Source organism: Dactylosporangium sp. CA-052675 (genome assembly GCF_050947935.1).
GTDB lineage: Bacteria > Actinomycetota > Actinomycetes > Mycobacteriales > Micromonosporaceae > Dactylosporangium.
Map to the genome: position 1 here is coordinate 6,042,093 of NZ_CP192010.1, position 13,480 is coordinate 6,055,572.

The 13,480-nt window shown below is 73.3% G+C and carries 10 protein-coding genes; 5 read left to right on the forward strand and 5 right to left on the reverse strand.

What is annotated here, in order from left to right; translation table 11 throughout:
• Nucleotides 1-141: 141 nt before the first annotated feature.
• Nucleotides 142-1,293 (forward strand): MFS transporter, encoded by a 1,152-nt coding sequence (locus ACQP1P_RS27035; RefSeq protein WP_433074247.1) that lies wholly within the window; start codon nt 142-144, stop codon nt 1,291-1,293.
• Between the two features lie 111 nt (nt 1,294-1,404).
• Here ACQP1P_RS27035 and ACQP1P_RS27040 read toward each other — a convergent pair whose 3' ends face one another.
• From ACQP1P_RS27040 to ACQP1P_RS27050, 3 genes are all read right to left on the reverse strand, one after another.
• Entirely contained in the window at nt 1,405-2,961 is a 1,557-nt protein-coding gene (locus ACQP1P_RS27040; RefSeq protein WP_433074250.1) for a pectate lyase family protein, read from the reverse strand.
• 185 nt (nt 2,962-3,146) lie between these two features.
• A complete protein-coding gene (locus ACQP1P_RS27045) occupies nt 3,147-4,556 on the reverse strand; it encodes an MFS transporter (protein ID WP_433074253.1) in 1,410 nt (469 codons plus the stop codon).
• Entirely contained in the window at nt 4,553-5,455 is a 903-nt protein-coding gene (locus ACQP1P_RS27050; RefSeq protein ID WP_433074256.1) for a DMT family transporter, read from the reverse strand. The genes ACQP1P_RS27045 and ACQP1P_RS27050 overlap by 4 nt, the downstream gene beginning before the upstream one ends.
• A 303-nt stretch (nt 5,456-5,758) precedes the next feature.
• On the opposite strand from ACQP1P_RS27050, the gene ACQP1P_RS27055 reads away from it, so the two are divergent.
• The 3 genes from ACQP1P_RS27055 to ACQP1P_RS27065 all read left to right on the forward strand — a co-directional run bounded on the left by ACQP1P_RS27055 (nt 5,759) and on the right by ACQP1P_RS27065 (nt 10,111).
• Complete coding sequence (locus tag ACQP1P_RS27055; protein WP_433074259.1) at nt 5,759-6,610, forward strand: DMT family transporter; 852 nt, start codon at nt 5,759-5,761, stop codon at nt 6,608-6,610.
• Nucleotides 6,611-6,803: 193 nt separating this feature from the next.
• Nucleotides 6,804-8,018 carry an amidohydrolase family protein gene (locus ACQP1P_RS27060; protein WP_433074261.1) on the forward strand — a complete coding sequence of 405 codons (1,215 nt, stop codon included), beginning with the start codon at nt 6,804-6,806 and terminating at the stop codon, nt 8,016-8,018.
• A 188-nt stretch (nt 8,019-8,206) separates the two neighbouring features.
• Nucleotides 8,207-10,111: a HAMP domain-containing protein gene (locus ACQP1P_RS27065; protein ID WP_433074264.1), complete on the forward strand. Its 1,905-nt coding sequence runs from the start codon at nt 8,207-8,209 to the stop codon at nt 10,109-10,111.
• Between the two features lie 20 nt (nt 10,112-10,131).
• Here ACQP1P_RS27065 and ACQP1P_RS27070 read toward each other — a convergent pair whose 3' ends face one another.
• On the reverse strand, nt 10,132-11,202 hold the full coding sequence (locus tag ACQP1P_RS27070; protein ID WP_433074267.1) for a hypothetical protein: 1,071 nt from the start codon (nt 11,200-11,202) through the stop codon (nt 10,132-10,134).
• A gap of 102 nt (nt 11,203-11,304) precedes the next feature.
• Between ACQP1P_RS27070 and ACQP1P_RS27075 the strand changes: the two genes are divergently transcribed.
• Nucleotides 11,305-11,871, forward strand: coding sequence for a TetR/AcrR family transcriptional regulator (locus ACQP1P_RS27075; RefSeq protein WP_433074270.1), 567 nt, complete (start codon nt 11,305-11,307; stop codon nt 11,869-11,871).
• A gap of 1 nt (nt 11,872) precedes the next feature.
• On the opposite strand, the gene ACQP1P_RS27080 is transcribed toward ACQP1P_RS27075, so the two are convergent.
• A complete protein-coding gene (locus ACQP1P_RS27080) occupies nt 11,873-13,303 on the reverse strand; it encodes a non-reducing end alpha-L-arabinofuranosidase family hydrolase (RefSeq protein ID WP_433074273.1) in 1,431 nt (476 codons plus the stop codon).
• Between the last annotated feature and the right edge of the window lie 177 nt (nt 13,304-13,480).

Here is a 13,480-nt window from a genome sequence, read left to right on the forward strand (position 1 = left end):
TCGGCACCCGCCGGATAATCGGGTTGATGCATCCGGTCGGGGCTGGCAGCGTGCCATCCCGTGCCGAAGGCAGGAGCCGCTTGCGGAGGGCCTCTCCGATCACCGCCCTTCCGGTGGTTCTTCGCCGGCCTCACGATCTCCATGGCCGGCAGTCTCATGTCGCCGGTCGCCCTGGCCTTCGGGGTCCTCGCGATCACCGACAGCGCGGCCTGGCTCTCCGCGATCACCGCCTCGGCCCTGGTGACGACGGTCGCCACGATGCTCTTCGGCGGCGGACTCGCCGACCGCTACCGCCGCGACGCCGTGCTGCGCCTCACCGGTCTCGGCGCGGGCGTCACCCAGGCCGGCGCCGCGGCCCTGCTCCTGACCCATCAGCACCCGGCGCTGCTGCTGCCGCTGGCCGCCGTCAACGGCGTGTTCCAGGGGCTGACGACCCCCGCGCTGCGCGGCATCGTCTCGAACCTCGTAGCCGGGCGCGATCTGCAGACGGCCAGCTCCCTGCTGGCCTCGGCCAGGAACGTCACGCGAATCCTCGGCCCGGCCGCCGCCGGCCTGCTGACCGCCTCCGTCGGCGGCGGTTGGGCGATCGCCGCGGACGCCGCCTCCTTCCTGCTGGCGGCCGCCTGCTTCGCCCGGATCTCCCTGCCCGCGCCGGCACCGCGCGGCAGGGACGGCCCCACGATGCTCGCCGACATGATGGAAGGCTGGCGATACTTCAGGTCCCGGCCGTGGATCTGGTCGGTGACGCTGGCCTTCGCCGTGTTCAACGCGGCCAACAGGGGCGTCTGGCAGATCCTCGGCCCCGTCGTCGCCCACGACACCATCGGCGCGGCCGGCTGGGGCCTGGTGCTCAGCGCCCAGGGTGTCGGGGCGCTGCTGGCCAGCGTGGTGCTGGTGAAGGTGCGGCTGATGCGGCGGCCGATGGTGCCGGCGCTGTTCGCCATGGCGCTGGCCACCCTCCCGCTCGTGCTCCTGGGCGCCGGCGCGAACACGGTCTGGCTGGCCGCGGCGTCGCTGGTGACCGGGGTGGCCGTCGAGTTCTTCACCGTCGTCTGGGAAACCGTCAACTACACCAACATTCCCGAGCGCCTCCTGTCCCGGGTCGGCGCGCATGACGAGTTCTGGTCGACTGCGTCCCTGCCCGCCGGCCAGCTGTCCGCGCCGGTCCTCGCGGCGGCGTTCGGGGCGGCGACGGTGGCCGTCACCGGGGGCGGGGTCGCGGCGGCGGCGATGCTCCTGGTCTCGCTCGTGCCATCACTGCGCCGGATCGAGATCGGGCACGATGACGTGTGAGCGGTCGCGTCGAACGGGGTCCCGGACGGTCGGGCGGCGAAGGCGGCCCCACCGGGGACGGTGCGGTGACCGCCGTGTTCGGCGGTCACCGCACCCTGGGCCCGGAGCCGGTCAGGCGTAGGTCTCGAACTCCGCGACCTTGGGCGTCACCGACGCGCCGGTGATCCTGAACGTGATCTTCTTCAGGGACGTCGACGTGAAGCTGATGACGCCCGCGCCGCTGCCGGACTTCAGCACGGCGCCGGTGTCGGCGTTGAGCACCTGCCAGGAGCCGATGGCACCGGCGGAGCCGGACGCCTCGCGGATGTTGATCCGCGACACCGACTTGGCGGAGCTCCACTTGACGGAGATGTCGCCGGTCGTGCCCGACGGCGACCAGTAGGTGCCGAGGTTGCCGTCGATGACGTTGCCGTAGCTCGTCCCGCCGCCCTTGCTGGAGCCGTCCGCGCCGGCGCCGATGCTCAGGTTGGTGCCCGACGGCTGTGACTGCGTGGGGGTCGGGCTCGCGGTCCGCGTCGGGCTGGCGGTGGTGGTCGGCCCCGCCGTGGTGGCGGTCGGTGTCGTCGCCGTGCAGGAGCCGCTGGACACCTGCAGGCCCTTGTTGGCCCCGGCGGTCTGCGTGACGACGGTCGGCACGCAGCTGGCGGCGTCGAGGCTGTACGCGTAGGGGATGCTGATGCTCGTGTTCGACTGCACGTTCGGGCCCGCCGGGTGATTCTCGGTGCCGGGGCTGGTCCAGGTGACGTTGTCGAAGATGTTGCCCGCGACCTGCCAGCTGCCCATCAGGTCGGTGTAGAACGTGCCCAGGACGTCCTGGGAGTTCTTGAAGTAGTTGTTCTCGACCTTCGCCTTGCCACCGTCGCGCGGGTTGATGCCGGACTTGTTCAGGCTCACGTAGTAGTTGTTGTAGATGTGCGCGGTGGCCGCGCGCAGCAGGGGCGTGCGGGAGTCGATGTTCTCGTACAGGTTGTGGTGGAACGTCACCGGCCCGTTGCCCGTGTCGCTGTCACTGGAGCCGATGAGCCCGCCCCGGCCCGAGTTGCGCAGCGTGTTGTACGAGACGGTCACGTAGTTCGTGCCCGCCTTCATGTCGATGAGCGAGTCGTAGCCCTGGTCCTCGCCGCCCGACGCCAGCAGGCTGTTGTGGTCCACCCAGACGTTGTGGACGCTGCTCTCCATGCCGATGGCGTCGCCGCCGTTCGAGGTGGGCGAGCCCGACTTCTTCACGTTCTGCACGGTCACGTTCTGGATGATGATGTTGCTGGACTCGCGGATGTGGATGCCGATCTGGTCGAAGACCGCTCCGGCGCCGACCCCGACGATCGTGACGTTGCTGATCTGCTTGAGCTCGATGACCCCGGCGGCGGTGTTGCAGCTGTTGCCGGAAACCTTGGCGGTGTTCCCGACGGTGATCGTGCCCTCGACCTGGATGATGATCGGGGTGCTGCTCGACGCCCGGTTGCACAGAGCGGTGTGGATCGCGGTGCCGGTGGTGGCCCGGACCGTCTGGCCGCCCGCGCCGCCGGTGGTGCCGCCGTTCTGGGTCGCGTACCCGGTGACGCCACCGGTCGCCGCCGACGCCTGCGGTACCACCAGGGCCACGCCGATCGCCGTGGCGGCGCCCGCCGCACCGACCGCCAGGAGCCGCAACGCGACTGGTCGTCTCATCCTTGCTCACCTTCGTCTCACTCGATGGGGTGTCGCTACTCCCGCGGCCGTCAGGAAAGCGCATTCCTCATCAAACTGGCGCCAGGCCGGGCAGAAGTCAATGGATCGACGTGTGCAGGATTGTTGCAGCGGACGATTGACGCCCATGAACGTTCCGCGGGCGACACCGGGCGCCGGCGGGCGGGTCAGCCCGCGCTGGGCTCCCGCTCGGCGGCGGCCTCGGCGGCCCGTTTGTCCGCGGTGTAGGTCCGCCGCGCCCGGAGCATGACCAGCCCGTTGGCCAGCAGCGGTACCACCATCAGCAGGAAGGTGTCGCGCAGGTTCACGGCCTTGGCCGTGCCCACCTCGCCCGCGAGCGAGTCGGCGAGGAGGCCGAACAGCACCGGGGCGCCCGCCTCCGCCGCGAGGCGCAGCACGGTGCGGATGCTCTCCGCCCGGCCCCACAGCCGCGGCGTGACGATGTCGAGCCGGGCCGCGTCCAGCGGTGGGTTCGCCGCGCCGAGCGTGAACGCACCCGCGGCGAACCAGGGCAGGGCCATCGGTACGGTGTCGCTGAGCAGGCCGAGCGTGAACAGGACCGCGGTGGCGGCGTAGGCGGCGGCGGGAACGACGATCCGGGCGTTCTCGTGGCCCCGGGCCAGCCACCGGTCCGTCTGCCGGCCGCTGAGCACCCCGCCGACCAGGCCGCCCACGCCGATCACGACGACCAGGCCGATCAGCCCGCCGACGCCGACGCCGTAGTACGCCGTGACGAAGACGACCACGAACGTGCGCAGGCCGGCGAAGAAGAAGTACCCGATCGACGAGGCGACGACGAGAATCCGGATGGTCGGCACGCGCAGGAGCAGCGCGAAGGTCTGGGCCAGCGAGCGTGCCGCGTCCCCGGCCGTGGTGCCGGCCGGGACGGTGCCGGAGCGGCGCAGGGTGACCGGCTCCGCGTGCGGGATCTCGGCGTCGCCGGCCCGCACGCGGCTGGGTCCGCCCCGGGCCGGTTCGGGCAGCCATCGGTGGATCGCGGCGGCCAGCCCGGCGCCCGCCGCGGCCAGCAGCGCGAAGCCGTACCGCCAGGACAGCACGAGCCCGATGCCGCCGCCGACGACGAGCCCGACGCCGGCGCCGACCATCTCGCCGGCGAGGATCCAGCCGTACACGCGCGCGCGGTCCGCCGGGGTGATGAGGTCGCCGAGCAGCGAGGCGAGCAGCGGGCCGGACGCCGCGACCGCGGCGCCGAGGGCGAGCCGGGACAGCAGCAGCCACAGGTACGACAGCGCGGCCGCGCCGACGACCAGCGCGACACTCCACAGTCCGACGGTGAGCACGAGCAGCCGTATCCGGGCCACCCGGTCGGCGCAGATCCCCATCGGCAGGGCGGCGAGCGCCCCGACACCGGAGGACACCGTCGCGAGCAGGCCGAGCTCGGTGTGGCTGATGCCGAAGGCGGCCTCCAGCGGCCGGGCGAGCGCGCCGACCATGCCGATGTCCGCCGAGCCCAGCGCCAGCACTCCCCCGAAGATCAGCACGATGCGGGTCCGGGCCGCCCCGCCGAAGACCGCGTCGAGCCGGCGGCGCACCGCCCGGAGGAGCTTCGGCGTCACGGGCGAGGCGAATGCGGGTGGCGGTGCGGCAGGTGGGGCCGGTGGTGGGCGTGGTGGTGGGCCTCCACCAGCCGGGAGGAGGCGAGGGCGTAGACGCCCACGGTCATCAGCGCCAGCGCGACGATCTCGACGACCAGGGCGATTGGCGTGATCCGCATCGTGCCCTCCAGCACCCCGATGCCGATGGCCACGCCGGCGAGCGGCTCCGCGGCGGCCACGGGCGGGTAGGAGACCGGGAGCGGGGCCAGCTTGAACGCGCTCTGGGCCAGCAGGATGCCGATGACGGCGATGACGACGACGGCGTACGGCGTCCAGTCCACCAGCATCGGCAGCAGCCCGCGCTCGAAGAGCCGCCGCGCCGCCGCGCTCGTCAGCGCCGCCTGCAGACCGAAGAGCATGCCCGCGCCCAGGCCCAGCACCGCCGCCTCGTGCTGCGGGCGCATCCGCCGGGCCAGCGACACCAGCCCGGCCGTGATCGCACCGATCGACGCGGCGGCCAGCGCCCACTGCCACACCGGCGCGTCCGGCCGGCCCGGGCCGGGCCGGGCGACGACCAGGAACACGAGCACGCCGACGACCACCGCGCTCGCGCCGGACCACTCCCGCCACCCGACCCGGTACCGGCTCCAGACGGCCGCGACGCCCATCGCGAACAGCACCGCCATGACGCTCAGCGGCTCCACCTCGGCGACGCTGCCCAGGCCGAGCGCGGCGCCGCTGAGCAGGTTGCCGACCACCGACGTGGCGATGCCGGCCAGCCACAGGCGCTGATGGAGCAGGTACCCCAGCAGCCGCCAGTGCAGCGCCGTGCCGGACGGCGCCCGGGCCGCCGAACGTTGCTGCACCGCGTTGCCGATCCCCACGAACGCCGCTGCGGACAAGGCCAGCGCGTACACCATGGCGACCGGCCTACCCGCTGTTGCGGCCCCGGACACCACCCGACGCCCCGCAGCTTTGGCGACCGGCCTACCCGCTGCTGCGGCCCCGGACACCACCCGACGCCCCGCAGCTTTGGCGACCGGCCTACCCGCTGCTGCGGCCCCGGACACCACCCGACGCCCCGCAGCTTTGGCGACCGGCCTACCCGCTGCTGCGGCCCCGGACACCACCCGACGCCCCGCAGCTTTGGCGGCCGACCCGGTGTGCGGGGTGAGCGCCGGGGTAGGCAGCGGGGCGGAAGCGGAGGAGGGGCTTCGCGGGCCATGAACGTCGGGGCGATACTCGCCGGGTTCGGCTCGGCGATCTGCTTCGCGGTCGGTTCCGCGCTCGAGCAGAGCGCGGCCAAGCGCGAGCCGATCCCCCGCACGCTCGACCCGCGCCTGATCCTGCGCCTGGCGCGCCGGCCGAGGTGGTTGCTGGGGTGGGTCCCGGAGGGGGCCGGCACCGGTCTGCAGGCGTACGCGCTCAGCTCGGCACCGCTGGCGCTCATCGAGCCGCTGCTGATCAGCGGGTTGTTCATGGCCATCCCGCTGGCCGCCACGCTCAACCGGCGGCGGGTGTACCGGCGGGACTTCGGCGTGGTGGCGCTCGGCGGCGCCGGGCTGGTCGCGTTCCTGATCGCGGCGCATCCCCGGCCCGGGGTGTCCGAGCCCTCGCGCGCCGCCTGGCTGGGGGTCGCGCTGTGGGCCGGTCCCGCGCTGGTGGTGTGCCTGACGACCGCCTGGCGCTCGAGCGGGGCGATGCGCGGCGCGCTGCTCGGTGTCGCCACGGGCCTGCTGTACGGCCTCGGCGCCTCCCTGCTCAAGACCGTCACCGCCCAGCTCGCCCGGGACCCGGCCGGGGTCTTCCTCCGGCCGGAGCTGTACGCGCTCGCGGTGGTCGGCGGCTTCGCCGTCGTGCTCAACCAGCACGCGTTCCAGAGCGGGCGGATCGCCGTACCCCTCACGGCCATCACGATCGTCGACCCGTTCGCCGGCGTGTTGATCGGCGTGACCGCGTTCCAGGAGTCCCTGGCCACCGGCTGGGTGTCGATCACGGTGCAGGTCATCGGCGTGCTCGCGATGGCCGGCGGCATCTGGTTCGCCGCGAAGACCCCGAAGCCGCAACCGTCGTGAACCGGCGGCACGTGTGATGGCGAACGCGTTCGTTGCGAACTCGTTCGCCAACCTGTACGTTCGTAACGAACACGTTCGTCAGGTACATGTTCGCCGGTTACGGCATTCTCGCGGGGCAGGCAGCCCGTGAAGCCGGGACGGACCGCGACATGGAGCCGGCGGGCAGACAGCCCATGCAGGAGGCAGGCAACCCATGCAGACAGCCATCATCAACGCGCGGATCTTCGACGGGCACACGGTGCTCGGCGCCACAACGGTGCTCCTCGACGGCCCGCTGATCGCCGCGGTGGGCGGCCAGACGCCCGCGGACGTCGAGGTGATCGACGCGGCCGGGGCGACGCTGCTGCCCGGCCTCATCGACGCGCACGTCCACACCAACGCCGCGAGCCTGGCGCTCGCCCTGCGGTTCGGGGTGACGACCGAGCTGGAGATGCAGGGCACCAACACCCGCCCCAACCGGGCCGGCATCACCGACGACGACACCGTGGCCGACGTGCGCTCGGCCGGGTTCGGGATCACGCCGCCCGGCGGCCACCCCAGCGAGCTGTTCCCCCCGGGCTTCCGGCCCGGGCCGCCCGGGGGCTCGACACCGCCGCCGGTGATGCCGTTCTCGACCACGCCGGAGGAGGCGGCCGCGTTCATCCCGAGGCTCGTCGAGACGGGCTCGGACTACATCAAGTTCATGGTCGACGACGGCAGCATCGAGGGCCATCCCGGCCTGCCCATGCTGGACCAGGCGACGCTCGACGCGGGCGTGGCCGCGGCGAAGCGGCACGGCATGCTCACCGTCGCGCACGCGCTCACCCGCGACGCCACCCGCATGTCGATCGGGGCGGGCATCGGCGGGCTGGTGCACCTGTTCATGGACGGGCCCCACACCGACGAGATCATCGCGCGCATCGCCGCCTCGGGCGCGTTCGTGGTGCCGTGCGTGGTCGTCAACGCCTCGTTGATGGGCATCACCGGCGCCGCGCTCGCCGATGACCCCCGGGTCGCCGCCCGGCTGCCGGAGGACTGGATGGCGACCCTGCGCTCGTGCTTCGGCCGCTACCCGCAGGGCCGCATCGGCGACGTCCTGGCCTCGGTGAAGGCGCTGCACGACGCCGGCGTCGACATTCTCGTCGGCACCGACGCCTCGTTCCCCCTGCCCTTCCTGGGCGGCCTCGCCCACGGCGCCAGCGTGCACCACGAGCTGCAGTACCTCGTCCAGGCCGGCCTGCGCCCCGTCGAGGCGCTGCGGGCCGCCACCAGCACCCCGGCCCGACGGTTCGGACTGACCGACCGGGGCCGCATCGCCGCGGGGCTGCGCGCCGACCTGCTGCTCGTCGACGGCGACCCGACCACCACCATCACCGACACCCTCAACACCCGCGCCGTCTGGCGACGGGGCAACCGGCTGCACCAGTAGCACGTCGCGGCGCGGGCGGAGCGCTGGTGACCCCGACTAAAATGGCCTCGGACGCGCTCGCCCGCCGGACTCGCGATCAGGGCCGGCCGCCGCGTTCTCTCCGCATCGTGGGTCCGAGACAGCGGCATTCGAGCCGCACGTCACATTCGGAGGCTGCCGTGCGTGGTGGGCTGGTTCTTCGTTTCGTCGTGGGTTACGCGGTGGTCGTCATCGTCGTCGGCTCCATATTCGGCGCCCTGCTCGTCTCGATCCTTCAGCACCGCGAGGCGGACCGGATCGCGGCGCGCTCCACGGCGCTGCTCGCGGCCGAGGACGAGGCCGAACAGCACATCCTCGACCTCGACCGCAACGAGCGGGGCTACCTCGTGACGAGGGACCCGACGCTGCTCACGGCCTGGCAGCAGGAGCGGGCCGGCCTGATCGGCACGGACGCGCGGCTGGGGCGGCTGGCCCATACGCCGGATCAGGCTCGCCAGGTCCGCGCGATCACCCGGGTCAGCCAGTCGTACCTCGACGACTCCGCGATGCCGGCGCTCGAGGCGGCCCGGCGCGGCGACCCGGCCGCGCGCAGCCCGGCGACGCTGCGGGAGGACGAGCGCAGGGTCGCCGAGCTCCGGGACCGGCTCGACCGCCTGACCGGCAGCGAGCGGCAGTTCCTGGCCGAGCACGACCGGCTGGTCCGGGCGCGCTCCGGCTGGGCGTTGACGGCGAGCGCCTTCGGCATGGCGGGTGCGGTGCTGCTCGGCTGCGCCGTCGTCGGGTACGCCAGCCGGGCCGTCGCCCGGCCGGTCCGCCGGGCCGGTGCCATGCTCCGCCGGCTCGCGCGCGGCGACCTGGCCTGCCGCGTGCCCGAGACCGGCGCGGGTGAGCTGCGCGACCTCGCGCGCTCGTGCAACCTGATGGGCGACGCTCTCCAGCGGCGCGTGCGGCACCTGGCGCGCACCGCCCGGGAACAGGCCGCGGCACGGCGCATCGCGACCCGCGCGGCCGGCGGCGCCCCTCCGGCCGCGGTCCTGGACGCCGCCGGCGCGAACCTGGAGCGGCTCATCGGCAGCAACGGCGCGCACGTCATGCGCTACGAGGACGACGGCACGGCGACCGTGGTCGGCGCGTGGCGGTCCGCCGCCCCCGGCATCCCGGTCGGCGCGCGGCTGCCCCTGGACGGCCGCAGCGTCACGGCGACGGTCCGGCGGACCGGCCGGCCCGCGCGCATGGACAGCCTCGCCACCGCCCCGGGCGCGATCGCCGCTCAGCTGCGCCGGTGCCACGTGCGCGGGACGGTCGCGGCCCCGATCCTCGTCGAGGGGCGAGTCTGGGGCGCCGTGCACGCCACCGTGGCCGGCGAGCGGCCGCTGGCGCCGGCCGCGGAGGCGCGACTGGCCGACTGCGCCGAGCTCATCGCCGCCGCCGTCGCCAACGCGCGGGCGCGCTCCGACCTGGCCGCGTCGCGGTTCCGGCTCCTCGTCGCCGCCGACCGGGACCGGCGCCGGATCGAACGCGACCTGCACCACGGCATCCAGCAGCTCATCGCGATCGGCATCCAGGCGGGCGACGCGGTGTCGAGCGTCCCGGAGGGCCTGCCAGAGCTGCGGCGGCACCTGTCCGAGGTGCCGCACGGGCTGAACGCGGTCCTCGACGACCTGCGGGAGGTCTCCCGCGACATCTACCCCACGATGCTGTCCGACCGCGGGCTGCGGCCGGCGCTCAAGGCCCTGGCCCGGCGTTCGGACGTCCCGGTCGAGATCCACGCGGGCCTCGACCGCCGCCTCCCCGAGCCGATCGAGACGGCGGCCTACCACGTCGCCGCGGAGGCGCTGGCGAACACCGCCAGGCACGCGCGGGCCTCGCACGCCCGGCTGGAGGTGACGGCGCTCGGGGACCGGCTCCGCCTCACCGTGCGCGACGACGGCGCCGGCGGCGCCGACCCGGTGCACGGCAACGGCCTGCTCGGGCTGACCGACCGGGTGCACGCGCTCGGCGGGAGCTTCTCGATCAGCAGCCCGCCCGGGCACGGCACCACCCTGGAGGCGGACCTGCCCCTCGAGCTCGCCCCCGGGCCGAGCAGCTCCCCGGGCGCGCCCGCCGGATGGTGAAAGCGCGCCGGCCGGTGAACCTACGACAGCTGGTACTCCCCGCCACACGCCTCGGCCAGCGCCGAGCCGAACAGGGCCGCCGGGGTGTACGCGCCCGGCCTGCCCTCGCCGCCGAGCAGGCGGCGCACGACCTCGGCCGGCACCGCGCCGGTCCAGGCCTGCGCCTCCCCGACGCGCAGCCAGCCCTCGCGGCGGCTGCCGTCGGGCCATTCGACGACGGCGTGGCCCCAGGAGTGCTCGCGCGGCTTCGGCCTGGCCGTGAAGCGCACCGCGGCCAGCCGGCGCCGCGCGAAGGACCGCACGGGTCCGAGGTTGAGCAGGGCCACGGCCGCGGGCAGCACGGCGCGGACCACGGGCGCGGCCGGGGCCTCGCTCGACGCGCTGAGCACGTCGGCGGCGCCGCTGGCCCGCTGGGCGGCCATGAGCTCGCCGAGCGGCATGGCGGCGGTGGTGACCACCGAGCCGTCGGGCAGCGTGAGGCGGATCGGGTCGGCGCCCAGCCGGGCGGGGGCGAGCCGGCCGTCGCGGTAGCGGCGGCCCTGGTACCGGCCGCCGCCCGCGACGCCGGGCAGCCCCTCGACGATGGTGCCCGCGAGGGCGTCGCCGAGCACACCGTCCTCGACCGCCAGAGAGGGCACCATGTCGACCCGGACGCGTCGCGGGGTGGGCCGCCCCTCGCAGAGCTTCACCACGACGCTCTCGGTCGCGGTCACGCCGAATCCGGCGCCGGTGACGGCGGTGCGCCCGGCGGCGGCGAACGCGCCGTCCCGGCCGAGGGTCGCCGAGACGGCGGCGAGGTCGTTGGCGAGGTCGAGGTAGTGGCTCGCCGGCAGGCAGGCCCGCAGCAGCGGCGCGGCCGTCTCGGTGAACGGGCCGATGGTGTTGACGACCACGGCCGGGCGGTCCCGGCGGATCGCGTCCGCCGTCTCCGCGACCGACCCGGCCACGAGCGTCGGCAGGCCGTCGCCGGCCGCCTCGAGCCGGCCGGCGTCGCGCCCCACGAGCACCGGCCGGATGCCCCGTCCGAGCAGTTCGGCGGCGATCGCCCGCGCGCTGCGGCCGGTGCCGCCGAGAATCCATACGTCGTGCATGACACAGCTCCGCCCAGGTGCGGCGCGCATCCCGATGACGACACGCCGTGTCATCACCGTACCGTCCATGACACGTCATGTCATCACCGCTAGACTTCCGTCATGGCACGATGGCAACCCGACGCTCGCGAGCGGCTGCGGCAGGCGGCCCTCGAGCTCTTCGCCGAGCAGGGCTTCGCCGCGACCACGGTGCCGGCGATCACCGCCCGGGCGGGCCTGACGACCCGCACGTTCTTCCGCCACTTCACGGACAAGCGCGAGGTGCTCTTCGCCGACGAGTCCGCGATCCCGGCGTTCGCCGAGCAGCTCATGGCCGAGGCCCCGACGACCGGCGAGCCGCTGGCGATGCTCCTCGCGGGCCTGCGCACCGTCGCCGAGACGCACTTCGAGGGCCGCAAGGCCACGCTGCGCCAGCGCCGGGCCATCGTCGCGTCCGACCCCGGACTCCGCGAGCGCGACCTGCACAAGCGGGCCGCGCTCGCCGAGGTGGTCCGGGAGGGCTTCCGCGCCCGCGGCCTGGAGCCCGCCCGCGCCGCGCTGCTCGCCGAGACCTCGGTCACCCTGATGTACGTGTCGGTGGCCGAGTGGCTCGACGCCGACGACGACCGCAGGCTCGTCGACATCATCGAGACGGCGCTGGAGACCCTGCGAGCGGAGCTCCGGCCGTAGCTCAGCGCTGCCGGGTCAGCAGGCCGGGGCGGTACGGCAGCAGCCCGTAGTCGCCGCCGGAGCTCGGGGACCGGCCCTGGTACAGCAGCTGCAGATTGCACGGGTCGATCGTCTTGGTCTGGTCCGGGTTGGTACGGACCAGGTCACCGTGGCTGATGTCGTTGGTCCACGTCGCGCCGCTGTTGGCCTTGCCCGCGAACGGGTTGCTCTCACTGGCCGCCTGCGGCGTCCACGAACCACCCAGACTGCTCGCCGTGAACGACCGGAAGTACCGGCCCTGAGCACCGATCGCCTCCACGAGCATCAGGTACTGGTTCTGCCCCTGCACCTTGTAGACCTCCACCCCCTCGAACAGGTTGTTGGTCGAATCGCTCATCACCTGCGTGTAACTGGAGCCGAAACTGCCCGGGAAATTCCCGATCGGCATACTCGCCCGGTAGATCTTGCCGTTGTCCCCGGCGAAGAACAGATACATGTTCGAGGCATCACCGATGATCGTCTGATCGATCGGACCCGTACCCGACCCGGAAATACTCCCCGTGAACAACGTCTGCTGCGCCGACCAGCCATTCGGGTTCGACGGATCACTCGACGTACGGTACGAGAACGCCGTCCCACCCCACTGGTACGTCAACACCCAGATGTTCTTCGGCGCGAAATAGAACAACGTCGGCGCCACCGCACTGAAACTCATCCGGTTCTGACTCGCCGAACCCATGTCCGACCAGTTCGTGAACAGACCGAAATTCATCGACCCCCACGACGAACCCGTATCATGCGTCGTGGCGTACACCAGATGCTTGCCGTTGTAGACCACATTGGTGAAATCCTTCAACGACACCCACCCGTTCGCCGGACTCGCCAACGCACCCGTCGACGACCACCGGTACGACGACGGCAGCGCGCACGTCGGCGAGGAGGCGCTGGGGCTGCTCGACGGGGTACTGGACGGGCTACTCGACGGGGTACTGGACGGGCTACGAGACGGGGTGCTGGACGGGGTGCCCGTCGGGGTGGTGGTCGCGCCGTTGCAGGCGACGCCGTTGAGCGCGAAGCTGGTGGGCACCGGGTTCGAGCCGCTCCACGAGCCGTTGAAACCGAAGGCGACGTTGGCGCCGGTGGCAATGCTGCCGTTGTAGGTCGCGTTGTCGACCGCGACCTGGGCGCCGGACTGGGTGACCGTGCCGCCCCAGAGCTGGGTGACGGTCTGGCCGGCACCGAACGACCAGGTGAGCCGCCAGCCGTTGACGGCATCGCCGTAGTTGGTGACGGTGACGTTGGCGGTGAAGCCGTCCGGCCAGGAGCTGGCGACGGTGTAGTCGACACGGCAGCCGGCGGCCGCCTGGGCGGGGTTCGCGGTGAGCACCGCGACGGCCCCGGCGATGGCGAGTCCGGCCGCCGACGCGGCGGCCACCACTCTGGGGAACTGCATCGGATCCTCCGTGAGCGACAGGTACGAAAAGCATTTCGCGAATGTTATCGCTCACATGCCCGGCGCCCGGAAGCCCGCGAGCCGACCGGCGCGTGCCCACGCGGCCGCGGCCGGCGCCCCCACAACGCTCACGACTCCGGGCGTTCGCGCTGCCCGGAGGCCCGATACCGGCCGGAC